General features: G+C 74.7%; 21 protein-coding genes. 7 read left to right on the plus strand and 14 right to left on the minus strand.

Features of this window, described 5'->3' with window-relative positions; genetic code table 11:
• Positions 1-17: 17 nt before the first annotated feature.
• Positions 18-407, minus strand: a complete 390-nt coding sequence (locus ACN20G_RS31505) for a GntR family transcriptional regulator (RefSeq protein ID WP_424216653.1) — start codon at positions 405-407, stop codon at positions 18-20.
• A 237-nt stretch (positions 408-644) separates the two neighbouring features.
• Here ACN20G_RS31505 and ACN20G_RS31510 point away from each other — a divergent pair, with 237 nt between their 5' ends.
• Together ACN20G_RS31510 and ACN20G_RS31515 are read left to right on the plus strand one after the other, a co-directional pair.
• Positions 645-1,598, plus strand: coding sequence for an SAM-dependent methyltransferase (locus ACN20G_RS31510; RefSeq protein ID WP_424216654.1), 954 nt, complete (start codon positions 645-647; stop codon positions 1,596-1,598).
• Positions 1,595-2,854: a terpene synthase family protein gene (locus ACN20G_RS31515; RefSeq protein ID WP_424216655.1), complete on the plus strand. Its 1,260-nt coding sequence runs from the start codon at positions 1,595-1,597 to the stop codon at positions 2,852-2,854. Before ACN20G_RS31510 ends, ACN20G_RS31515 begins: the two co-directional genes overlap by 4 nt.
• 144 nt (positions 2,855-2,998) lie before the next feature.
• Here the strand turns inward: ACN20G_RS31515 and ACN20G_RS31520 are convergent, their stop codons facing one another.
• From ACN20G_RS31520 to ACN20G_RS31540, 5 genes are read right to left on the minus strand one after another with little or no spacing between them, the layout of a single operon-like run.
• Entirely contained in the window at positions 2,999-4,618 is a 1,620-nt protein-coding gene (locus ACN20G_RS31520) for a cytochrome P450 (protein ID WP_424216656.1), read from the minus strand.
• A complete protein-coding gene (locus tag ACN20G_RS31525) occupies positions 4,615-5,235 on the minus strand; it encodes a GTP-binding protein (protein ID WP_424216657.1) in 621 nt (206 codons plus the stop codon). The genes ACN20G_RS31520 and ACN20G_RS31525 overlap by 4 nt, the downstream gene beginning before the upstream one ends.
• On the minus strand, positions 5,216-5,575 hold the full coding sequence (locus ACN20G_RS31530) for a DUF742 domain-containing protein (protein ID WP_424216658.1): 360 nt from the start codon (positions 5,573-5,575) through the stop codon (positions 5,216-5,218). Before ACN20G_RS31530 ends, ACN20G_RS31525 begins: the two co-directional genes overlap by 20 nt.
• Positions 5,572-5,985, minus strand: a complete 414-nt coding sequence (locus ACN20G_RS31535) for a roadblock/LC7 domain-containing protein (RefSeq protein ID WP_424216659.1) — start codon at positions 5,983-5,985, stop codon at positions 5,572-5,574. Before ACN20G_RS31535 ends, ACN20G_RS31530 begins: the two co-directional genes overlap by 4 nt.
• On the minus strand, positions 5,982-7,691 hold the full coding sequence (locus ACN20G_RS31540) for an ATP-binding protein (protein ID WP_424216660.1): 1,710 nt from the start codon (positions 7,689-7,691) through the stop codon (positions 5,982-5,984). Before ACN20G_RS31540 ends, ACN20G_RS31535 begins: the two co-directional genes overlap by 4 nt.
• A 417-nt stretch (positions 7,692-8,108) precedes the next feature.
• Here ACN20G_RS31540 and ACN20G_RS31545 point away from each other — a divergent pair, with 417 nt between their 5' ends.
• Together ACN20G_RS31545 and ACN20G_RS31550 are read left to right on the plus strand one after the other, a co-directional pair.
• Positions 8,109-8,474 carry a zinc ribbon domain-containing protein YjdM gene (locus tag ACN20G_RS31545; RefSeq protein WP_424216661.1) on the plus strand — a complete coding sequence of 122 codons (366 nt, stop codon included), beginning with the start codon at positions 8,109-8,111 and terminating at the stop codon, positions 8,472-8,474.
• Between the two features lie 238 nt (positions 8,475-8,712).
• Positions 8,713-9,885 (plus strand): threonine synthase, encoded by a 1,173-nt coding sequence (locus ACN20G_RS31550; protein ID WP_424217404.1) that lies wholly within the window; start codon positions 8,713-8,715, stop codon positions 9,883-9,885.
• 81 nt (positions 9,886-9,966) lie between these two features.
• Here the strand turns inward: ACN20G_RS31550 and ACN20G_RS31555 are convergent, their stop codons facing one another.
• Together ACN20G_RS31555 and ACN20G_RS31560 are read right to left on the minus strand one after the other, a co-directional pair.
• Positions 9,967-10,986, minus strand: coding sequence for a hypothetical protein (locus ACN20G_RS31555; RefSeq protein ID WP_424216662.1), 1,020 nt, complete (start codon positions 10,984-10,986; stop codon positions 9,967-9,969).
• 83 nt (positions 10,987-11,069) lie between these two features.
• Positions 11,070-12,782 carry a CocE/NonD family hydrolase gene (locus ACN20G_RS31560; protein ID WP_424216663.1) on the minus strand — a complete coding sequence of 571 codons (1,713 nt, stop codon included), beginning with the start codon at positions 12,780-12,782 and terminating at the stop codon, positions 11,070-11,072.
• Between the two features lie 122 nt (positions 12,783-12,904).
• On the opposite strand from ACN20G_RS31560, the gene ACN20G_RS31565 reads away from it, so the two are divergent.
• Positions 12,905-13,627 carry a TetR/AcrR family transcriptional regulator gene (locus tag ACN20G_RS31565; RefSeq protein ID WP_424216664.1) on the plus strand — a complete coding sequence of 241 codons (723 nt, stop codon included), beginning with the start codon at positions 12,905-12,907 and terminating at the stop codon, positions 13,625-13,627.
• Positions 13,628-13,720: 93 nt separating this feature from the next.
• On the opposite strand, the gene ACN20G_RS31570 is transcribed toward ACN20G_RS31565, so the two are convergent.
• Positions 13,721-15,274, minus strand: a complete 1,554-nt coding sequence (locus tag ACN20G_RS31570; protein ID WP_424217405.1) for an MDR family MFS transporter — start codon at positions 15,272-15,274, stop codon at positions 13,721-13,723.
• 286 nt (positions 15,275-15,560) lie between these two features.
• Entirely contained in the window at positions 15,561-16,259 is a 699-nt protein-coding gene (locus ACN20G_RS31575; protein WP_424216665.1) for a TetR/AcrR family transcriptional regulator, read from the minus strand.
• Between the two features lie 174 nt (positions 16,260-16,433).
• Between ACN20G_RS31575 and ACN20G_RS31580 the strand changes: the two genes are divergently transcribed.
• Entirely contained in the window at positions 16,434-17,195 is a 762-nt protein-coding gene (locus tag ACN20G_RS31580; protein ID WP_424216666.1) for a Crp/Fnr family transcriptional regulator, read from the plus strand.
• A 112-nt stretch (positions 17,196-17,307) separates the two neighbouring features.
• Here the strand turns inward: ACN20G_RS31580 and ACN20G_RS31585 are convergent, their stop codons facing one another.
• Both ACN20G_RS31585 and ACN20G_RS31590 read right to left on the minus strand, forming a co-directional pair.
• Positions 17,308-17,685, minus strand: coding sequence for an SH3 domain-containing protein (locus ACN20G_RS31585; protein WP_424217406.1), 378 nt, complete (start codon positions 17,683-17,685; stop codon positions 17,308-17,310).
• A 212-nt stretch (positions 17,686-17,897) separates the two neighbouring features.
• Positions 17,898-18,461: a DoxX family protein gene (locus tag ACN20G_RS31590; protein ID WP_424216667.1), complete on the minus strand. Its 564-nt coding sequence runs from the start codon at positions 18,459-18,461 to the stop codon at positions 17,898-17,900.
• 144 nt (positions 18,462-18,605) lie between these two features.
• On the opposite strand from ACN20G_RS31590, the gene ACN20G_RS31595 reads away from it, so the two are divergent.
• Positions 18,606-19,061, plus strand: coding sequence for a MarR family winged helix-turn-helix transcriptional regulator (locus ACN20G_RS31595; RefSeq protein WP_424216668.1), 456 nt, complete (start codon positions 18,606-18,608; stop codon positions 19,059-19,061).
• Positions 19,062-19,269: 208 nt separating this feature from the next.
• Here the strand turns inward: ACN20G_RS31595 and ACN20G_RS31600 are convergent, their stop codons facing one another.
• Both ACN20G_RS31600 and ACN20G_RS31605 read right to left on the minus strand, forming a co-directional pair.
• Positions 19,270-19,890 carry an L-threonylcarbamoyladenylate synthase gene (locus ACN20G_RS31600; RefSeq protein ID WP_424216669.1) on the minus strand — a complete coding sequence of 207 codons (621 nt, stop codon included), beginning with the start codon at positions 19,888-19,890 and terminating at the stop codon, positions 19,270-19,272.
• 39 nt (positions 19,891-19,929) lie between these two features.
• On the minus strand, positions 19,930-20,436 hold the full coding sequence (locus ACN20G_RS31605) for an STAS domain-containing protein (protein ID WP_424216670.1): 507 nt from the start codon (positions 20,434-20,436) through the stop codon (positions 19,930-19,932).
• Positions 20,437-20,499: the final 63 nt, after the last annotated feature.

Genomic DNA, 20,499 nt, shown 5'->3' on the forward strand with positions numbered 1-20,499 from the left:
CGTCACGGGCCGGCCCGTCACGCGCCGTCCCCCGTCGGCGGCGCGTCGAGGACGGAGGCCACCAGGGCCCGCACGTCCTCCGGTTCGAGCCCGGCGGCCCGCGCCTTGGCGGCCCAGGCGACGAACTCGGCGCGCAGCGCGGCGTCCGCGGCGCGGCCGTCGCCGAGGGTGCCGAGCACGAAGGTGCCCAGCCCCCGGCGCCCCTCCACCAGGCCCTCGCGTTCCAGTTCGCGGTATGCCTTGAGGACGGTGTTGGGGTTGACGGCGGTGGCCTCGACCACCTCGCGGGCGGTGGGGAGCCGGTCCCCCGGGCGCAACAGGCCCATCCGCAGGGCCTGTTTGGTCTGGTGGACGATCTGGAGGTAGGTGGCCACCCCGCTGCCCCGGTCAATGCGGTACTCGACCATCCGGCCTTGCACCACCCTTTCACTAAGGAAGTAGTGAAAGGGTGGTGCACAAGGCGAGCGCTTGTCAATTCACGGCGCGAACGGCGCGAAAGCTGCGGGATCGGGCGCCCCCGGCTCCGGCAATACCGCCTCCTTCGCGGAGTGGGGTGACGGGGCGGGTCCGGGGTGCCACCATGATCGATGTCCGGCGCATGGCCGGATCTCATCTGCTTGCCGCGAGATGAACGGGAGCCGCTTATGGAGCGTCGACGCTTACACCCCTCCCCGACCACCCCCCTCCCCGAGCCCCGTGCGCACCGGGCCTCCACCCCGCCGGAGCCCGACGCCGTGCGGGCCTACTACCGCCGGAAAACAGCCGAAATACTGGACAAATACGGGCCGGGCCCCCGGGTCCACTTCCGCCTCGGACTCGTCGGCGACGGACCCGCCCTCTCCTCCACGGACCCGCCCGCGACCCACCGCGCCGCGCTCACCGCCTCCCAGGAGGCGATGCTCCGGCACACCGCGGAACTCTGGGGTGTCCGAAAATCACCTCCGCACCACCTGCTCGACGCGGGGTGCGGACTGGGCGGCGGCGCCCTGTACTGGGCCGCCGAACTGGGGAGCGCGGTGACGGCGCTCACCCCCGTTCCCGAGCACCTCCCCCTCGTCTCCGGCTTCGCACGCGCCGCCGGCGTCGCCGACCGGGTCACCCCGCTGCTCGGCGACGTCCACGACCTCGCCCCGGACTCCCCCGCCGTCCCCGCCCGCGGCTTCGACGCCGTGTACGCGAGCGAGAGCAGCGGCTACTTCGACCGCAGACGCTTCTTCACCACCGCCGCCCGCCTCGTCCGCCCCGGCGGCTGGGTGGGCGTGCAGGAACACTTCATCCTCGATCCCCGTTGGGCCGGCCCCCTCGACCGCTACTACCGGACCCGCCTCGGCACCCGCCGCGAATACCTCGACGCCGCCGCGGACGCCGGCCTGCGCCTCGCCGTCGACGAGGACGTCACCGCCGGGGTGGCCGGGTTCTGGCGCCTGTCGGTGGGCTGGAACGAGGCCGAAAGCGCCCGCCTCGCCGCCGGTGGCGCCCCCGGGGGCTGGAGCCCCGAGCGTCTCGCGGAATCGTCCCGCCTGCACCGCGTGTTCGGCGACATATGGTCCGAGGGCGGCATCGAGACCCGACTCATCCTGTTCCGGAGGCCCCGTTGAACCGACCCCGCTCCCCGCGTTCAGGGGGCTCCCGCACCACCGGCGGCCCCGACGACGCGTCCCGGGCCGGCGCCGTGCCGCGCCCCCGCGCGCCCCGCACGCCCCCCGGCCGGCCCGGCGCCGGCGGCCACCCGTCACGGCTGGGCCCGACCCTGCCCCCGTTCTGGTGCCCGCTGCCCCTGGACCGCGTGCACCCGGACCTCGACCTGCTGCGCGCCCGCGCCGTCACCTGGCTGGACGCCGTCGGTCTCTACCCCAACGAGACCGAACGGGCCTGGGGCCTGGCCACGCACGGCGCGGAGTTCTCGTGCCGGATAGCCCCCGACGGCGACCCCGAGCGGCTGCTGCTGTTCATCGAGTGGAACCACTGGGCCAACGCGGTGGACGACTGGCAGGACTCCGGCGCCGCCGACGCCGCCGTGGGTCCCGTCGTGGAGCACGCCGCGCTGCTCGCCCGCACCCTGGAGGCCCCCACCTCCGGCGTGCTGCCGCCCGGCCCGCTCACCGACGCCCTCGGGGACCTGATCGGACGGACCCGCGCGGCCCTGGCCCCGGTGGAGTACCGGCGGGTCGTGGAGGGCGCCCGGGACTGGCTGATCGGGGCCGGGTGGCGGGCCGCGCTGGCCGCGCGCGGCGCGGGCATGCCCGATCCGAACACCTTCGCCGCCCTCGGCCCGCTGGCCAATGGCACCCGGTTCTCGGTGGCGTGGATCGACGCCGCCGAACACCGCCTGCCCGATCCGGCGCTGCTGGCCTCGCCCGCGTACACCGCGCTCACGGAGGCGGCCGGGTTCGTGGTCAGCGCCGACAACGACCTGTTCTCCTACGACAAGGACGATCACGTGCGGCCCTGGGAGGTGAACCTCGTCAACGTGCTGGCCGCCGACCTCTCCTGCCCGCCCGCCGAGGCCGTCCCGCACGCCGTCGCCCTGCGCGACCGGGTGATGGGCCTCTTCCTCGACCTGCGCGCCCGGCTCGCGACCGGGCTCGACCCCGAGGGGGCCCCGGCCCGGCACCTGCGCGGGCTGGGCCACTACGTGGCCGGATCCATCGTCTGGCAGAACGCGGCCCCCCGCTACGCCAGTCCGCGCAATCGTTTCGCCATGCCCGTGCCGGGCGCCCGGTTCGACGTGCGGGTGCTGACCCACGAGCCCGAGCCGGTCTCCGGGCCGGCGCCGTTGCCCGCGCTCGCGAGCTGGTGGGAGCAGTGGGAACGGCCCGAACTGCCGGAACCGTCCGCGCCGGCGCCCCGCTGACGGAGGCGGCCCGGATCGGGTGCCCACGGGATCGAGGGCCGGATCAGGGGCAGGAACGGGCGCGGGCCCGGGCCGGACCCCCGAGGTCCCCGCCCGGGCCCGCGCCCGCCTCCCCCGACCGCCCCGCCGCGCGCGGGGCCGGGATCAGATCCGGTCGAGCAGTCGCCGCCACCAGGGGCGGGCGTCCCGACGCCGCCGCCTGCTCTGCGGCACGGGCGGCACGGCCGGCGCGACGGGCGGGGGCGGGGGCACGACCCCGCCCGCGGCCGCAGGCACCCGTGCCGCCTCCCCCTCGGGTCCCCAACCCGGGGCGGGCGCGTCCCCGTACGCGCCCGCGGGCACGCCCACCACGGCGGGCCGGCGCGGCTGCGGGGCCCGCGCGGGTTCGGGGTCCTGGGGGACGGTCGAGATCGGCCGGTCCGCGGGCGGGGCCGGCACCCCGGTCTCGGAGCCGAAGGGGGCGTTGCGGGCCGAGGCCGGCAGGTCGTACTCGCCGGCCGTGGACGCGGTGGGGGTGAACCGGACCGGCAGGCTGACGAGGTGACGGGACATCAGGGTGCCGCGCCAGGCCAGGTCCTCCTCCTCGACGGCGAGGTCCATGTCGGGCAGCCGGGCGAGCAGCACCTCGATGCCGGTGTCGGCGATGGCCCGGCCGATGTCCTGACCGGGGCATTCGTGGGGGCCGCTGCTGAAGGACAGGTGCGAGCGGTTGCCGAGCACGGAGGCGGTGAGGTCGGGGCGGATGTGCGGGTCGACGTTGGCGGCGGCGAGGCCGAGGAGGATCATGTCGCCGCTCTTGATCTGGCGGCCGCCGAGCACGGTGTCGCCGGTGGCCCACCGGCCGAGGATGGTGTTGATCGGCGGGTCGTCCCACAGCACCTGTTCCAGCGCGCTGGGCAGGGTCATGTGGCCGCCGCTCAGCCCGGAGCGGAAGGAACGGTCCACCATGATGGTGCGCAGGGTGTTGGCGATCAGGTTGGCGGTGGTCTCGTAGGCGGCCACGATCAGCACCCGCAGGTGCATCAGCACCTCGGTGTCGGTGAGTTGCACGGGGTGCGCGAGCAGCCAGCTCGCGAGGTCGCGGGCCGGTTCGCGCTTGCGGTCGCGGACGAGCTGTTCGAGGACCCCGGTGACGTAGCGGTCGCTGTCGAGGGCGGTCTTGGTGCCCTGGAGCATGTCGCGGGTGGCGCGCACCAGACGCGGCCCGTACTCGTCGGGGGCGCCCGCGAGTTGGGTCATGACCAGCATCGGGAGCTGCTCGGAGAAGCCGGAGACGAGGTCGCCGGTGCCGGTGGCGCAGAACTGGTCGACGAGCTGGTGGGAGAAGCGCATCACGTGCCGGCGGATGCCGCGCTTGTCGAAGCGCTGGAGGGAGTCGTTGACGGCCTCGCGCAGCCGCTGGTGCTCCTGCCCGTCGGTGAAGTTGCAGACGGGCACCCAGGAGGTCATCGGCCCCAGCGGGTTGTCCGGCGGCACCCTCCCCTCGCGCAGGTCGCGCCAGTAGCGGGGGTCGCGGGCGAAGCGGGAGGGGGTGCGGGCCACGTCGAGGTTCTCGCGGTGCCCGAGGACCAGCCAGGCGGGCAGGTCGCCGTGGACGAGGACGGGGGCGACGGCCCCGTACTCCGCCCGCAGTTCCTCGTACAGCCGCAGCGGGTCGACGTCGGCCTCGGGGCCGTGGAGTCGGCGGATCCCGGAGACCGGCACGGCCGGGCCGTCGGCCCGGTGTGCGGGGCAGCCGGGCGGGGGGGTGGGCGGGGTGGTCACGAAGCCTCCGGGGTCACGGCCATGGAATGCAGGTAGTGCAGCAGTCCGAGCAGGACGTTGCGGGACGAGTCGCGCTGCCGGGCGTCGCAGACCAGGATCGGGACGGACGGCGGCAGGTCGAGGGCGGCGCGCAGGTCCTCGACCGGGTGGACGGGCGCCTCGGGGAAGGAGTTGACGGCGATGACGAAGGGCACGCCGCGCTCCTCGAGACGCCCTATGACGTCGAAGCTGACCTCCAGGCGGCGGGTGTCGAGGAGGACCACCGCGCCGAGCGCCCCTTCGAACAGGCCGCGCCACAGGAACCAGAAGCGTTCCTGGCCGGGGGTGCCGAAGAGGTAGAGGAGCAGTTCGTCGTTGATGCTGATCCGACCGAAGTCCATGGCCACGGTGGTGGTGGTCTTGCGGTCGAGTTGGCCGGTCTCGTCGATGCCGATGCCGGCCTGGGTCATGGTCTCCTCGGTGGTCAGCGGACGGATCTCGCTGACCGAGCCCACGAGGGTGGTCTTGCCGACGCCGAATCCACCCACCACGACGATCTTCACGGCGGCGGCCGCCGACTGGGGCAGCACGTCCTCGTGCCGCGGTCCCAGACCGGGGTCAGAGCTTCTGTAGTCCATGGATCACTGCCTCGAGCAGGTGTCGGTCGGGGAGGCGGGCCGGGGCCACCGGTGGACGGGTCATGACCTGGTTCTCCGCCACCATGTCGCTGATGAGCACGGTGACCACGCTGACGGGAAGGCCGGAGTAGGCGGAGATCTCGGCGACGGACAGCGGGGCCCGGCACATGCGGAGGATCGCCGCCTGTTCCGGGGACACCTCCGGGCGCGGGCCCTCCCGGGCCACGACGAGGGTGACCAGGTCGAGCCGCTCGGGGATGGTGGGCCCGCTGCGTCCGCCCGTGATGACGTATAAACGTTCGGGGGAGCGGTCCTCCCAGTGCGGGTCGGGTCCGGTCACGGGTGCGGGCCCTGCACGCGCGGCGGGGTGCTGAGGTGCTCGCCGATCCGCAGGACCAGGTCGCGCATGCGCTGGCCCATCAGGCCGGCGTCGACCCCCTCGTCCGCGAGGACCGCCAGGTAGGAACCGGAACCGGCGGCCATCAGGTAGAAGAAGCCGCCGTCCATCTCGATCACGACGAGCCGCATCCGGCCCTCGGAGTGCGGGAGTTCGCCGGCGACGGCGGCGGCCAGCGACTGGAGCCCGGCGCACGCGGCGGCGAGCCGGTCGGCGGTGTCGGTGTCGGCCCCGTACTGCGCGACGCACAGGCCGTCGGCGGACAGCACGATGACGTGACGGGTCTGGGGCACCCCGGTGGCGAGGTCTTTGAGCATCCAGTCGAGGTTGCTGGTGCGCTGCTGCTGAATCATCGTCGTGGTTCCTCACTGCCGGGAGCGGACGTGCCCTGGTCCGGGTCGCCGTCGGAGCTGTCCGGCCGGGCGTCGGGGTCGGCGGTGAAGGCGGTGTGGAACGCCTCCAGCCAGAGCCCGGGCGCGTCCGGGACGGAGTCGGTCTGCGGCATCCGGGGGGTGACGCCCGAGGGGGCGGTGATCCGGTTCTTGCGGCGGCGCTGCGGCAGTCCGCCGGGGGTGCGTTCGGTGACCAGCGGGGCCTCGTCCCCGTAGCCGGCCCCGTAGGAGTCCGCGTACGGCTCGGGCGCGGCGCGCTGCGGGGCGACCGGGGGCGGGGCCGGGGGTCCGGCGGCGTGCCGGCCGGGCGAGGCGGCCGGATGGGGGGTGGGGTTGGCGTAGGGGGGTTGCACGGGGTGGGGAGTGGGTTGGGCGCCGGCCGGGACGCCCCGGCCGGACCCGGAGGGGGTGGGCACGGAGGGGGTGGAGCCGCTGCCGGCCGGCACGGTCCAGGTGGAGCGGGCCGGTCGCGGGGAGGAGGCCCGGGGGCCGGAGGCGGTGCCGATGCCGTGGGCGACGCCGGTGGCGGCGGCCGCGGTGGTGACGAGCTCGCGCGGCACGATGACCACGGCGCGCACGCCGCCGTACGCGGAGGTCCGCAGGGACACCTGGAACCCGTAGGCGTGGGCGAGTCGGCCGACCACGGACAGGCCGAGGCGGGGCGCCTCGCCGAGGTCGTTGAGGTCGATGCCGGACCCGGCCTGGCGCAGGGTCTCCTCGACCCGGCGACGGGCCTCCTCGCTGAGGCCGATGCCGCCGTCCTCGATCTCGACGGCGATCCCGGCCTGCACCTCGCTCGCGGTGAGGTGCACGCGGGTGTGCGGCGGGGAGTAGCGGGTGGCGTTGTCGAGGAGCTCGGCGAGGCTGTGGATGAGCGGTTCGACGGCGGGGCCGACGACGGCGACCTCGGCCACCGAGTGCAGTTCGACGCGCTGGTAGTCGATGATCCGCGACATGGCGCCGCGCAGCACGCTGTACAGCGGGACGGCCCGGCTCCACTGTCGGCCGGGGCGGGAGCCGCCGAGCACGGAGATGGAGTCGGCGAGCCGGCCGATCAGGGCGGTGCCGTGGTCGAGGCGCAGGAGGTCGCCGAACACGTCGGGGCTGTGCCCGTGCCGGTCCTCCATCTCCCGCATCTCCTGGGCCTGTTGGTGCACGATGGCCTGAACTCGACGCGAGATGTTGACGAAGGCGCGCTGCGCGGAGTCGCGCAGTCCCTCCTCGGCGTCGACGACGTCGACCACGCCGACCAGCACCCGGCGCATGGACTCGGCGCACGGGGAGTCGGCGACGCCGGGCGGGCCGTCGGCGCCCTGGGCGCGGATGTAGCGCAGGACCTCTTCGGGTAATTGGCCTCGGCCCAGTCGCGCGACGACCTCGGGCATGACCGTGCCGGCCATCCGTTCGAGTTCGACCTCGTGCCGGGCGTGGGCGGTGCGGACGGCCCGTACCTCGACCGCGACCCGGGCGGCCTCGTCGCGGCGGATCCGGCCCACGCCGACCGCCACCAGAGCCGCCAGGATGAGACCGCCGCCCACCCAGGCGGCCATGGCCCACCCGGTCGTGTAGAGGCCCGCGGCGAGCACGGCGGGGAGTCCGGTCAGGGCGGCCGGCCAGAGCGGGGGCGGCGCGGCCGTGGAGCGGGGAGGGGCCTTTTCTCGAATCATCGGCATCCTTGAACGCGGAACGAACAGGGGGGTCTTGACGGCTGGGGAGCATAGCCACTGCCGCCACCGCCCTGCTGCGGTTTCCGCATAGTCCGCCGGCAACGGCCCGGAATTTGATATCGGCGACTCCGGCTGCGCGAACTCACCGCACGGTCGGGTCGACAGTACGCAAGGGATCTTCGGTGCCGGCGAGAAACAACCGACCGGAGGAAGTGGCGGACCACAGTTCGAATGCGGTTTTCGCCGGCGCTTTCGCACGGGCCGACCCCGGGGCGGACCCGCGGCCGGCCGAAAACGGGCCTTCCCGCACGGAGCGTCCGAACCCCCGGGACCCCTCGACAACGCCACATTCACACCAAAAGGCACTATTCGGAACCTTCGACAGGGAAGCCGCAGATCATCCCATACAATGATCGGATGACCGACGCTCTGCCTCCGTGCCCCCAGTGCTCCGGCACCTTCGCCTACGAGATGGGCGCCCTCCTCGTCTGCCCCGAATGCGGCCACGAATGGGCCCCCGCCCACGCCGCCGGAACCGGCGACGCCGAGACCGGCGCGGAGTCCGGCGTGATCCGGGACGCGGTGGGCAACGTCCTCGCCGACGGGGACACCGTCACCGTGGTCAAGGCCCTCAAGGTCAAGGGCAACCCCAGCGGGATCAAGGCCGGCACCAAGGTCCGCAACATCCGCCTGGTCGACGGTGTCGACGGGCACGACATCGACTGCCGGATCGACGGCTTCGGCGCGATGCAGCTGAAGTCCTCCGTGGTGAAGAAGGTCTGACCCGGGGCGCCCGCCCCCTCCCCCCGCTCCGTCACGTGCCCCGGCGCACGCCCCCTTCCGGGGCCGTACCGGGGCACGGTCGCGCCGTACCCACTCGGTAGAGTCGCCGAGCGTGACCACGCCGCGCACCACCCCGCCCGCCGTCCCGTCCACTCCGCCGTCGGCCGCGCCCTCGCCGTCGCCCTCGCCCGTCGGGGTCTCGTCGGCCCGGGCGCAGCGCTCGCTCGGCGATCCCTCGATCCGCTACCCGCTGTGGCCCCCGCTCCCGCACGGCTGCGAGCGGACCCGGACGCCCGAGACGGACCACCCGGTCGAGGTGGAGTACGCCTACGACCTGGTCCCCGCCGACCTGTTCGCGCCCGACCGGCCGCGCGGCCCGCGCACCGGCGGCGGCCTGGACCGCTGGGCCCCGCTGCTGCCGCCGTTGAGCGCGCCCGGTCTCGGCGAGGGGGACACCCCGCTGCTCCCCTTCGGGTCCGACACGTGGATCAAGGACGAGTCCCGCAACCCGACCTGGAGCCACAAGGACCGGCTCAACCGCGTGACCACGAGCGCGGCCGTCCACGAGGGCGCGCCCGGGATCGTCGTCTCCTCCTCCGGCAACCACGGGGCCTCCGCCGCCGCGTTCGCGGCCCGCGCCGGCCTGCCGTGCGCCGTGCTGACGGATCCCGGGACCCCGCCGGTGGTCGCCGACTTCCTGCGCGCCTACGGGGCGATCGTGCTGCCGGTGGCGAAGGAGCACCGCTGGCCGTTGGCCGAGATGGTGCGGGAGCGGCTCGGCTGGCACAGCGTGAGCAACCTGACCCGGACCCACACCGGGCACGCCTTCGGCCCCGAGGGCTACAAGACGATCGCGTGGGAGATCCACGCCGATCTCGGCGGCGCCGTGCCGGCGGCGGTGTTCGTGCCCACCGGGTACGGGGAACTGCTGTTCGGGGTGTGGAAGGGCTTCGAGGAACTGCGCCGGCTGGGGGTGACGGACCGGGTGCCACGCGTGTTCGGCTGCGAGCCGGCCGTCGGCGGGCCGCTGTCGGCGGCGCTGCGGGCCGGGCTGCCGGCGACCGTCGTGCCCCTCGGCGAGACCCTGGCCTACGCGATCGACTGCGCGGCGGGCAGCGGGCGCGCGACGCACGCGGTGCGCGTGAGCGGCGGGGACGGGCTGCTGGTCACGGATGCCGAGTTGCTCTCCGCGCAGGCCGAGTTGGCGGCCGGCGGGGTGTGGGCGGAACTGTCGGCGGCGGCCGGGCTCGCGGGGTTCCGGCAGTGGACGGCGGCGGGCGGCGTGGCGGACGGGCCGGTGGTCTGCGTGTCCACGTCCAGCGGGTTCAAGGGGCTCGGGGTGGGACGCGAACCCCTGGTGCCCGTGAATCCCACGTGGGAATCGATCCGGCGGCTGCTGCCGGACGGCTGAGGAATTCACGGCCGGACTCCGGCGAATTCCGGCCGGCCGGGAACCGCCGGAATTCGCAAGCCCGTTCGCGGGGGATCCCGATCATCTCGGGGGCGGGAAGGGCCCCATCGGTTCGGCGGGGAATTCGGGCGGAAAGAGCGGTGGTTCGGAAACGGGTTCGGCGGTGTCGCGCCGGGTCGGCCAGGTGAGCAGGCGCACGAGGGCGGCGACCGCCACCAGGGTCCAGAATCCGTGGATCCGGAACGCGGGCTCCATCGCGTACCCCGCCCGGGACACCGCCCACAGCGCCAGGGTGTCGACGGCGAGCAGCACGAGGGCGGAGGCGCCGGGCACGGGCAGGGTCAGCGCGAGGGCGGGGCGCAGCCCGTACACGCAGGCCAGGCCGACGAGCACGAGGAGCCCGGCCGGGGCGGGGGCCGGGCCGAGGCGGACGCCGGGAAGGATCCAGTCGGCGAGGGCGAACGCGGCCGCCGTGAGGGCCACGGCGCCCGCGCCGCGCGCGCGGGCGGTCCGGGCGGCGCGCTCCGGCGCACGCGCCCGAGTGGGGCGGAGCAGTCCGACGCAGATCACGAGGAAGGCCCCCGCCGAGCCCACGACCAGCCCGCCGACGATCCCGGCGGCCGGTCCCGTGAGGCGGATCGGCAGACCGAGGGCGCGGGCCGCCGCGCTGCCCGCCCACAGTCCCAGTGGCCCGGCGAGCAGGGTCCACGCCCAGCCGGCGGCCACCGAGCAGGCGACGGCCAGGAACCAGCGCCATCCCGGGCTCTCCCAGTCCACCGCCGTCGCCCGGCGGATCAAGGCGGCGGTCGCGAACCGGCCGAGGGCACCGACGAGGAGCACGAACACGGCGATCACGAGGGCCGTGAGCGCGCGCACGCCGGCGTGCGTGGCGGTGGGGCCGTCGGGGTGGCCGAGGACCACGCCCGGTACGACCCGGGCGGCGAGGAGCACCGCGGCCCAGGCCGCAAGCAGTCGCGTTCCGACCCCGAGCACCCGGCCCGGCACCCGCGCCGAGCCCCCGGGGCCTCGGCGTTCCCGGCCGCCGCCCGTGCCCCCCACGCCCTTGCCGCCCGTACCGCCCCTGCCGCCGGTGTGTGCCATCGGCCCGCCCCCTCGCGGTGCGACGTACCCCTACCGGGAACATGCCCCGTCCGGGTCCGCTCCAGTCCGGGGCGGAAATCGGGTCATCCGCGCGGCAGGCGCAGCGCGGTCCCCGCCGGGTACAGGGTGACCCGGGTGGGGACCCGCCGGTCCCGGTCCTCGGCGAACCGGGGCCCGGCGGCCACCCCGATCACCAGCCGCAGGCGGGATCCGTCCGCGAGCCGGTGGGCCAGGGCGCCGAGGTCGACGGTGACCGTGCGCGGTTCGCCCGGTTCGGCGTCCACCCGCAGCACCCCCTCGCAGAGGTTCGGGGAGCGCCCGTCCGCGCGGACCTCGACCAGACGCGCGAAGAGGTCGACCCGGCCGGTGTCGGTGGCGGCGGTGAGGTCGAGGGAGACGGGGCCGAGCAGGTCGGCCGGGACCCCGGGGGCGCCGGCGGGCTCGCTGGTGAAGACCACCGTGTCGGGGCGGTCCGCCCAGGCGGAGTTGTCGCGCGCGCCGGCTCCGGGGCCGAGTCCCGCGCCGCCGGGGGCGGGCGCGGGGTCGGCGGGATCGTGCGCGAACACGGCCAGGGGCGCGCCGGCGTCCGAGCCGGTGCCGTCGTGTGCGTCGCCGGGCGCGTCGGCGGGCGCGTCGGCGGGCGCGTCCGGTCGGTGGGGTGCCGGGGTGAGCAGCCCGTCGCGGGTCGGGGTCCACGCCCGGCCCCGCTCGTCGGGTGCGGGCCAATCGGGCAGTTCGCTCCAGCCGCCGGCCTCGCCGGTGTGGACGCGCACGGGGTGCGGGCGGCGGGCGGTCTCGTCGTCGAGGAGGTGCAGGCGGAGCCAGTCGAGCATCTCGCCGAAGAGTTCGGGGCCGAACAGTTCGGTGTGCGTCCAGGGCCCCAGGACGAACCGGGTCTCGCGGCCGGCGCGGCGCAGGCGCGCGTACTGGGCGAGGGTCTGCGGGGCGAGCACGTCGTGCCGGCCGGTGACGAGGGCCACGGGCACCCCGGGGCCGTCGAGCGCGGCCTCGGGCACGGAGTCGGCCCAGTACGGGTCGGCCGGATCGGCGTGGGCGAGGGCCTCGTCCAGCCAGGGCACGGGACCCAGCGCGCCGTCGAGGTCGCCGGGCGCGGGTCGGCCGTTCGCGGCGAGGGCGGGCAGCCGGCGGCGCAGCCGGAGTCCGGCGCGGAGCAGGGGCAGGGCGCCGCGGTGTTGGTGGGCGAGGCCGGCGCCGGAGACGAGGGCGCGTTCGAGGTGCAGGACGCCGCCGGCGTGGAAGTAGGCGTGCGGATCGTGCATCCCGCTCGCGATGAACAGGGCCCGGAGTTCCGGCGGCGGGTCCTGGGCCAGGGCCCACTGGGTGTAGCCGAGGTAGCTGAGGCCGGCGCCGGCGAGGCGTCCGTCGAACCAGGGGCGGGTGCGCAGCCAGGCGACGGCGGCGTGCCCGTCGGCGGCCTCGTGGCGCCAGAGGTGGAAGGCGCCGGCGGAGCCCGCGGTGCCCCGGCAGCTCTGGATCAGCACGTGGAAGCCGTGTTCGGCGAGGAGCAGCCCGAACATCGCGTTCCAGGGCGCGCCGCGGCCGTAGGGGGTCCGGACGAGGACGGTGGGGTGGGGGCCGGGGTCCCGGGGTGCCCAGTGGTCGGCGCGCAGCGGCGTGCCGTCGCCGCCGGGCACGATCAGGTCCCGTGCCACGTGCACCCGGTGGGCGCCGCGCGGCAGTCCCCGGGTCAGCCCCCGCATCAGGCGGGCGCCGACGGGCGGACGGCCGGGGCGTTCGTCGGTGGCGACGGAATCGACGTCGACGGTGAAGGACATGATCAGGACCCCCAATTTCTCGTACGCTGTACGAAAACAACATACACGGCTCCCCCGCCGGATGCTTGGATGGGTGTCGGACACCACAGCGAGCACCGACGGGCACCAGGACGGACACGAAGATGCCGACGCACTCACCCCACGACACCCCGGGCCAGACCCGGGACCCGGAAGGGCTCTGGCGCCCCGCCCCCCACTCGGGCCGGGGCCGACGCCCCACCCTGAACCGCGAGGCCATCACGACCGCGGCCGTCGCGATGGCCGACGCGGAGGGCTGGGACGCCGTCACCATGCGCAAGGTCGCCGCGGCGGTGGGCGCGGGCGTCATGTCGCTGTACCACTACGCGCCCGACAAGGAGACCCTGCTGGAGCTGATGGTCGACCACGTCGCCGGCGAGCAGGCCGCGCACCCGACCCCCGCGACCGCGGACTGGCGCGCCGACCTCAGGGCCTTCGCCCACGAGCAACGCGCCCTGCTCCTGCGTCACCCCTGGCTCCCCACCGCCCTGCTGGCCCCGCGCTCCCTGGGCCCCAACACCCTCGCCGTGACCGAACACGCCCTCGGCCTGCTGCGCCCCTCGGGCCTGCCGGCGGGGGCATGCCTGGAGGTGTTCGCGCAGGTCACGGCCCTGGTCACGGGCCACGCGGCCTACGAGGCGGCCCGCGCGGCGACGACGAACGATCCCGCGCGGGCGGCGGCCGAGGCCCGCTGGCTGACGACCGTGCTCTCGGAGGGGGCCCACCCCAACCTCGCCGAGGCCCTCGCCCACGCGACCCCCACCGCCCCCGACACCACCTTCGACCGCGCCCTCACCCGCCTGCTCGACGGCCTCCCCACCCCCTGAGCCCGGTCCTTCGAAGGCCCGCCACACGCGAAGAGCCGGGCTCCGCCCTGGGGGCGGGGCCCGGCTCGACGGCCGAGGGGGATCGGGTCGGGGTCAGTGGGTCGCGGCGTCCTTGGGCGGTCGGGCCGCCTCGGCCTCCGCCTCCTCCTGGGCCCGCCGCTGCATCGCGTTGACCGTCTTGAGCGGGGTCTCCTTGATGAAGACCACCGTGATCAGCGCGATGACCGCGAACGGCACGGTCGCCAGGAACAGTTCGCCCGTGGCCACCCCGTACGCGTGCTGCACGAGTTCCCGCACCGGCTCCGGGAGCGTCTTCAGGTCGGGGACCGAGGACTCGCCGCCCCCGCCGCCGGCCGCGCCCATGCCGCCCTTGGTCAGTTCGGCCGTGACCCGGTTGGCCAGGAGGGCGCCGAGCACGCTGGTGCCGACGGTGCCGCCGAGACTGCGGAAGAAGGACAGGGTGGAGGTGGCCGCGCCCAGTTCGTGCGCGGGCACGTCGTTCTGCGCCGCCAGGACCAGGTTCTGCATGATCATGCCGACGCCGATGCCGAGGATCGCCATGTACAGGCTGAGCAGCCCGAAGTGGGTGTCCGCGTCGATCGTGGCGAGCAGGGCCGCGCCCGCGACCATCGTGACGGTGCCGCCGACGAGGAAGTTCTTCCAGCGACCGGTCTTGCTGATGATCTGACCGGCGATCGTGGACGAGACCAGCAGACCGCCGATCATCGGCAGGCTCATCAGGCCCGCGATGGTCGGGGACTTGCCCAGGGAGATCTGGAAGTACTGGGCGAGGAACACCGATCCGGCGAACATCGCCGTGCCGACGAAGAAGCTCGCGACGGTGGTGAGGGTGACGGTGCGGTTGCGGAAGATCCCGAGCGGGATGATCGGCTCCTGCGCCTTCGCCTCCACCAGCACCGCCAGACCCAGCAGCACCACACCACCGGTGGTGAGGGCGGCGGTCTGCCAGGAGCCCCACGCGAAGCTGTTGCCGGCCAACGTGGTCCAGATCAGCAGGGCGCTGACGCCCGCGACGATCAGGAACGCGCCCAGGAAGTCGATCTTGACCTCGCGGCGCTGAGTGGGCAGCTTCAGGGTGCGCTGGAGGATGAGGATCGCGGCGAGCGCGAACGGCACGCCCACGAAGAAGCACCAGCGCCAGCCGAGCCAGTCGGTGTCCACGAGGACACCGCCGACGAGCGGGCCCGCGACCGTGCCCACGGCGAACACGGCGCCGAAGATGCCGCCGTACTTGCCCAGGTCGCGCGGCGGGATGATCGCCGCCATGACCACCTGCGCGAGGGCCGTGAGCCCGCCCGCGCCGATGCCCTGGATGACGCGGCTGAGGATGAGCAGGCCCACCCCGTGCGAGAAGCCGGCGACCAGCGAGCCGACCACGAACAGGCCGAGCGAGAGCTGGAGCAGCAGCTTCTGGTTGAAGAGGTCGGCGAGCTTGCCCCAGAGCGGCACGGTGGCCGTCATCGCCAGCAGCTCGGCCGTGACCACCCACGTGTAGGAGGACTGGCTCGCGCCGAGGTCGGCGATGATGCGGGGCAGGGCGTTGGAGACGACGGTTCCGGCGAGGATCGCCACGAACATGCCGGCCATGAGTCCGGACATCGCCTGGAGTATCTGGCGGGTGTCCATCTGTTCGGGCACCCGATCGGGCGCCTGGGTGGTACTCACAAGTCTTCCTCGGCAGGAGAAACGGCGCGCGCGGCCTCCGCGCCCCCTTCCGTCGCGGGCGGGGACGGGAGGGAGCGCGGGATCGCGCGCGGACGGACGGTCCGCGCGGTCGGGTGACCGCGCGGGCGGATCGCGGCGCCGCCCTCGGTGCCGGGGCGGCGGCGGTGTGCACGTGGTCGCCGGCGGGTGGTGCGGCGCGGCGGACCGGCGGGTGGGTCGGGGGTGTGGGGTCAGGGGTGGGGGTGGGTCAGGGGTGGGGGCGGGCCTCGTCGGTCGGTGCCTTCGTGCCCACGGGCCGGAGCAGCCCGGCCGCGAGCTGGTCGTAGACCCGGTGGAAGACCTCCACGAGCGTCACCTCCCCCTCGGTTTCCAGCCAGTGGGTCATCGAGACCCGCGCGACGGTGGAGGTGAGCGCGGCCAGCAGCAGCGCGTAGAGCTCCGCCGCCGGCCCCTCCTCCCCCTGCGCCGTGAGGCGTTCGAGGAACACGGTCGCGTAGGCCCGTTCCTCCTCGGCCTGCAACGACAGCAGCCGGCCGGTGAGTTCCGGGGACCGGCTGAGGGCCTGGGCCATCAGCCGCCACAGCTCGGGCGGCACGTCGAACCCGGCGAGGTGCTCCGCGATGGCGCCGCGCAGCACGTCGAGGGTGGAGAGGGCCGGCGGGGCCTCCCGGATGAGGTCCCGGAGACGTTCGCCGGCCTCGGGGTCGGCCATCACGAAGGCTTCGTCGCGACTGCGAAAGTAGTTGAAGAAGGTGCGCGGGGAGACTCCGACGCGTTCGCTGATCGCCTCCACCGTGACGTGCTCCACGCCACGCTCCGCCGCGAGGCGGACGGCCGCCTCGAACAGGGCGTACCGCGTCGCCCGCTTCTTGCGCGCGCGCAACCCACCGCTCGGCCCCGGCCCCGGTCCGGCTTCGGACCGCGGCGCCCCTTCGTTCGTCACCACGTTTTGCACGGTAGCGCAAAGATGCAGTGGACTGAAATTATTTACGCGGGCGCTCGAAGACCCGAACCCGCGCGCGACCCGCCCACACACACGACGGCGCACGCCGCTCGAACGCTCAAAAACGCTCTGATATGCGCAAATTCGATCAAATCCCGCGTAGATATACTCCGAACCATGAATCGGGACCTACCGGAGCGACCGGACCGTGAGGCGCGCACGGCGGCGCTCGCCGCCCTGCCCCTGTTCTCACGGGTGCCGCCCGAGGACCTCGCCCCGATCGCCGCCCGCACCCGCGTCGTGGACGTGGCCAAGGGCCAGGTCATCGTCGCGGCCGGCGCGAGCCCCGGGGTGTTCTACGGGGTGTTGCGCGGCCGGGTCCGCCTCACGGTCTCCTCGCTCCCGGCCGGCGAGAAGGTCGTCTCCCTGGTCTCACCGGGCGAGACCTTCGGCGAGGCCCTCCTGTTCACCGGCCGCCCCTACCCCGTGACCGCGCTCGCGCTCACGGCCGGCCGACTGCTCGCCGTGCCCTGCGCCCCGGTGCGGGAACTCTCCGACCAGCGGCCCGGCTTCGGCTCGGCCATGGCGGCGGGGCTCGCGATGCGCCTGCACCGGCTGGTCTCCGACGTGGAGCAGTACGCCCTGCACAGCGGAACGGAACGGGTGCTGGCCTTCCTCCACGACCTCGCCGGCCACCCGACGGACGGATCCCCCGCCGACCCGGGCCTCGCTTCGAACGCCCCGCCCGCCCTGCCGCCGTACCCGCTGAGCGTGCGGCTGCCCGCGAGCAAGAGCGTCATCGCCTCCCGCCTCAGCCTGAAGCCCGAGACCCTGTCCCGGATCCTGCGGCGCCTGACCGAGGTGGGCGCGATCCGGGGCGCCGGCGCCACGATCACCCTGGTGGATCCGGCGCGCGCCCGCACGGCCGGACTGCTCTGACCATCGCGTGCGGGGACCGGCGCCCGACGCGCGTCGGGCGGGGCCGGATGCCGAACGCTCGGGGGGTTCGGCATCCGACCCCGCCCGAGGACGGGGTGCCCGTGAGGAGGGCTCAGCAGGGCCTGACGGGCTGCAGGTTGTGCACGTAGCGGGCGGCGACCCAGCCCTTCACGCCGTGCACCTTGTACCAGATCGGATTGCCGTCCACCCAGCCCCCGCGCACCTGGCACTCCAGGCCGATCCGCTCCCGGTTCTCCAGGTTGGCGACGACGTCCGAGTTCACGGTCGGCCTGGCGCGGACGTTGAGGCCGTAGGGGGACACGACGACGCCGAAGACCCGCGCGGGCTTCGGCTTCGGCTTGGGCTTCGGTTTGGCCTGGGCCTCGGTGGTGGTGGCCGCCGGGGCCGGAGCGTCCTGCGCCCAGCCGCTCGCCGCCGGCGCCACGAGGGTCAGCCCCGTGACCAGCGCACACGTCGCCACAGCCTTCATGAACACCTGCACGTCCCTCACCCGTTCCCAGCCGTCGGGCGGACGCCCCCGGCCGATTGGCGGGACGCCCGATCTGTCCACACCGTGCGGCCGAACGGCGGGCCCGCCGGCGCACGACGCCGGGACACGCCTCCGCGTTCCCCCGAACGGCCGAAACTGACGGGGGAACGCGGAGGGGGGCGGGGCTGCGCGTTCGGGCGAACCCGCGGGGCTCAGGCGCGCAGCGCGAGGGTCACGACGGCGAGGAGCACGCCGAGGCCCAGGGCGAACAGCCCGGTCCGGGGCGCGGCGAGCGGGGCACGGAGGCCGGCGGGCAGTACCCGGTCGGCGGCGTACCGACCGGGGCCGGTCAGGGCGAGGGCGGCGGCAGCGGCCACCAGCAGCAGTTCGTACTCGACGCCGGCGGGCGCGAAGAACGCGCCGAGGCCCTTGACGGCCACGGCGTTGACGAGGGTGCCCGCGACCCCGGCGGCGGCGAGCGGCGTGAGCAGGCCCAGGGCGACACCGAGGCCGCCGAGGACCTCGGTGAGGCCCGCGACGACGGCGAAGAACTCGGGGGCGGGGTAGCCGGAGGCGCCGAAGAAGGCTCCGGTGCCCTCGATCCCGCCGCCGCCGAACCAGCCGAAGAGCTTCTGGGCGCCGTGGGCGGCGACGGTGAGGCCGAGGACGAGGCGCAGCAGGAGGAGGCCGGTGTCGGCGGTCGGGGAGCCGGCGCCGGCGAGGGAGCGGGGAGCGGGGGTGGTGCTCGGGGTGGTCTCGTGCGCGGTCGCGGTCATGGGAGGTCCTTCCGAGGGCGGCGAACGAACGGGGCCGGAGGTCGGTGATCCGGGCGGTGGCCCGCGATCAGTGGTTCAAATTTGAACCGGAGACTCGCACCCTAGCCCGAGGTTCAAATTCGAACAACTTGGTAGGCTGGGGCCATGGCCGACACCCCCTGGCTCTCCCCGCGCGAGATGCGCGCGTGGGACGGCTTCCTGACCGCTTCCGCCCTCGTCCACCGCCGGCTGGAACAACAGCTCAAGGGCGACAGCGGGCTCTCCCACCAGCAGTACGAGGTGCTCGTCCGCCTCGCCGACGCCCCCGGCTCCGAACTGCGCATGACCGAGCTGGCCAACGGCCTGATCAACTCGAAGAGCGGCATCAGCTACACGATCACGCAGATGGAGAAGGCCGGCCTGGTCCGCCGCCGCTCCTGCCCCTCCGACGTGCGCGGCGTCTTCGCCGTCCTCACCGACGCGGGCCGGGCCCGACTGGAGGAGGCCGCCCCGGGGCACGTGGCCACCGTCCGCGAGATCCTGATCGACGTGCTCACCCCGGAGCAGCTCGACGCCCTCGCCACCGGTCTCGGCGAAGTCGGACGCCGCCTGCGCCCCTGACGCCGCCCGCGCCCTTGTCCCCGGCGCCCGCCCCCGACGGGGGCGGGCCGGCACCCGCGAGCCGTGCCGGATGCGGGCTGTGGGGTCTCGGGGTTCCCCACAGCCCTCGTCGGCATCGCCGACACCCCCAGCATCGCCGGCCCCGGGCCGCGCCGCATCCCGGGTGCGCCGTCCGGGCCGCGGGGCGGGCGCCCCGCCGGGGCCGGGCTCACTCGAAGCGGTCGGGATCCCCCGCGCCGTACCGCAGCACCTCGGGCTCGCCCGAGGAGAAGTCCACGACCGTGGTCGGCTTCGTGCCGCAGTCCCCGGAGTCGACGACCGCGTCCACCACGTGGTCGAGCCGCTCCTTGATCTCCCAGCCCTGCGTCAACGGCTCCTCCTCGCCCGGGAGCAGCAGCGTGCTGGAGACCAGGGGCTCGCCCATCTCCGCGAGCAGCGCCTGCGTGACCGTGTGGTCCGGGATCCGGACGCCGACGGTCTTGCGCTTGGGGTGGTGCAGGGCGCGCGGCACCTCGGAGGAGGCGCGCAGGATGAAGGTGTAGGCGCCGGGCGTCGCGGCCTTGATGGCGCGGAACGCGGTGTTGTCGAGGTGGACGAACCTGCCGAGCTGCGCGAAGTCCTCGCAGACCAGGGTGAAGTGGTGCCGGTCGTCGAGTTCCCGGATCGTCCGGATGCGGTTCATGCCCTCGCGGTTGCCGAGTTGGCAGCCCAGGGCGAAGCAGGAGTCCGTCGGGTACGCCACGAGCGCACCGCCGCGGAGGTCCTTCGCCACGGTGCCGATGGTGCGGCGTTGCGGGTTGTCGGGATGCACGTCGTAGTACTTGGCCACGGGCCCGAGCCTACGCCCCCGGCACGGGCCCCGCGCCTCTCACCCCGCCGGGGCCGTCGCGGGCGGCACGAGCCCGGCCGCCGTGCCGAGGAACGCCGCGACGCGGTCGGAGGCGGCCGCCACCCGCAGGGTCCGCCCGTCCCGCTGCCAGGGGCCGAGGGCGGAGAGCAGCCCGGAATCGCAGAAGGACACCTCGGCGCAGTCGAGTTCGAGGTGCCGGTAGCCGTAGACGGCGGCGGCGACGAGGAGCACCCGCAGCGGGGCGGCCGAGAAGTGGTCGACCTCCCCGGTCAGCCGGACGACGAGGGTGTGCTCGTCGGGGGAACGACATTCGGCCACGATCGCGGGCGGCACCTCGGGGTGATCGTCCTCCTCGTGCCCCTCGCGGAACAGGGGCGGCGGGGAGGAGGCGGCGGTGGAGCCCGTAGGGACGGCGGGGACGGGAGGGGCGACGGGGGCGGGGGGCAGGGTGGGCTGGTGCACGGGGATCACACGTTCCTCGAACTCGAAGGACCAACGACCGAAGACGACGGGCAGGACAGCCACCCGGGGGGCGGCGATCGCCCCACGCCCGCCCCGACCGGCCGACCCACCACCCCGCAGGGTGAA

It is taken from the genome of Streptomyces dryopteridis (assembly GCF_049606955.1).
Taxonomy (GTDB): Bacteria; Actinomycetota; Actinomycetes; order Streptomycetales; family Streptomycetaceae; genus Streptomyces.

Excerpts from the sequence above, each read along its gene's own strand:
- ACN20G_RS31505 (WP_424216653.1), bottom strand. The coding sequence starts at position 407 with ATGGTCGAGTACCGCATTGACCGGGGCAGCGGGGTGGCCACCTACCTC.
- ACN20G_RS31510 (WP_424216654.1), top strand. The coding sequence starts at position 645 with ATGGAGCGTCGACGCTTACACCCCTCCCCGACCACCCCCCTCCCCGAG.
- ACN20G_RS31525 (WP_424216657.1), bottom strand. The coding sequence starts at position 5,235 with ATGGACTACAGAAGCTCTGACCCCGGTCTGGGACCGCGGCACGAGGAC.
- ACN20G_RS31535 (WP_424216659.1), bottom strand. The coding sequence starts at position 5,985 with ATGATTCAGCAGCAGCGCACCAGCAACCTCGACTGGATGCTCAAAGAC.
- ACN20G_RS31540 (WP_424216660.1), bottom strand. The coding sequence starts at position 7,691 with ATGATTCGAGAAAAGGCCCCTCCCCGCTCCACGGCCGCGCCGCCCCCG.
- ACN20G_RS31545 (WP_424216661.1), top strand. The coding sequence starts at position 8,109 with ATGACCGACGCTCTGCCTCCGTGCCCCCAGTGCTCCGGCACCTTCGCC.
- ACN20G_RS31555 (WP_424216662.1), bottom strand. The coding sequence starts at position 10,986 with ATGGCACACACCGGCGGCAGGGGCGGTACGGGCGGCAAGGGCGTGGGG.
- ACN20G_RS31560 (WP_424216663.1), bottom strand. The coding sequence starts at position 12,782 with ATGTCCTTCACCGTCGACGTCGATTCCGTCGCCACCGACGAACGCCCC.
- ACN20G_RS31565 (WP_424216664.1), top strand. The coding sequence starts at position 12,905 with ATGCCGACGCACTCACCCCACGACACCCCGGGCCAGACCCGGGACCCG.
- ACN20G_RS31570 (WP_424217405.1), bottom strand. The coding sequence starts at position 15,274 with ATGGACACCCGCCAGATACTCCAGGCGATGTCCGGACTCATGGCCGGC.
- ACN20G_RS31580 (WP_424216666.1), top strand. The coding sequence starts at position 16,434 with ATGAATCGGGACCTACCGGAGCGACCGGACCGTGAGGCGCGCACGGCG.
- ACN20G_RS31585 (WP_424217406.1), bottom strand. The coding sequence starts at position 17,685 with ATGAAGGCTGTGGCGACGTGTGCGCTGGTCACGGGGCTGACCCTCGTG.
- ACN20G_RS31590 (WP_424216667.1), bottom strand. The coding sequence starts at position 18,461 with ATGACCGCGACCGCGCACGAGACCACCCCGAGCACCACCCCCGCTCCC.
- ACN20G_RS31595 (WP_424216668.1), top strand. The coding sequence starts at position 18,606 with ATGGCCGACACCCCCTGGCTCTCCCCGCGCGAGATGCGCGCGTGGGAC.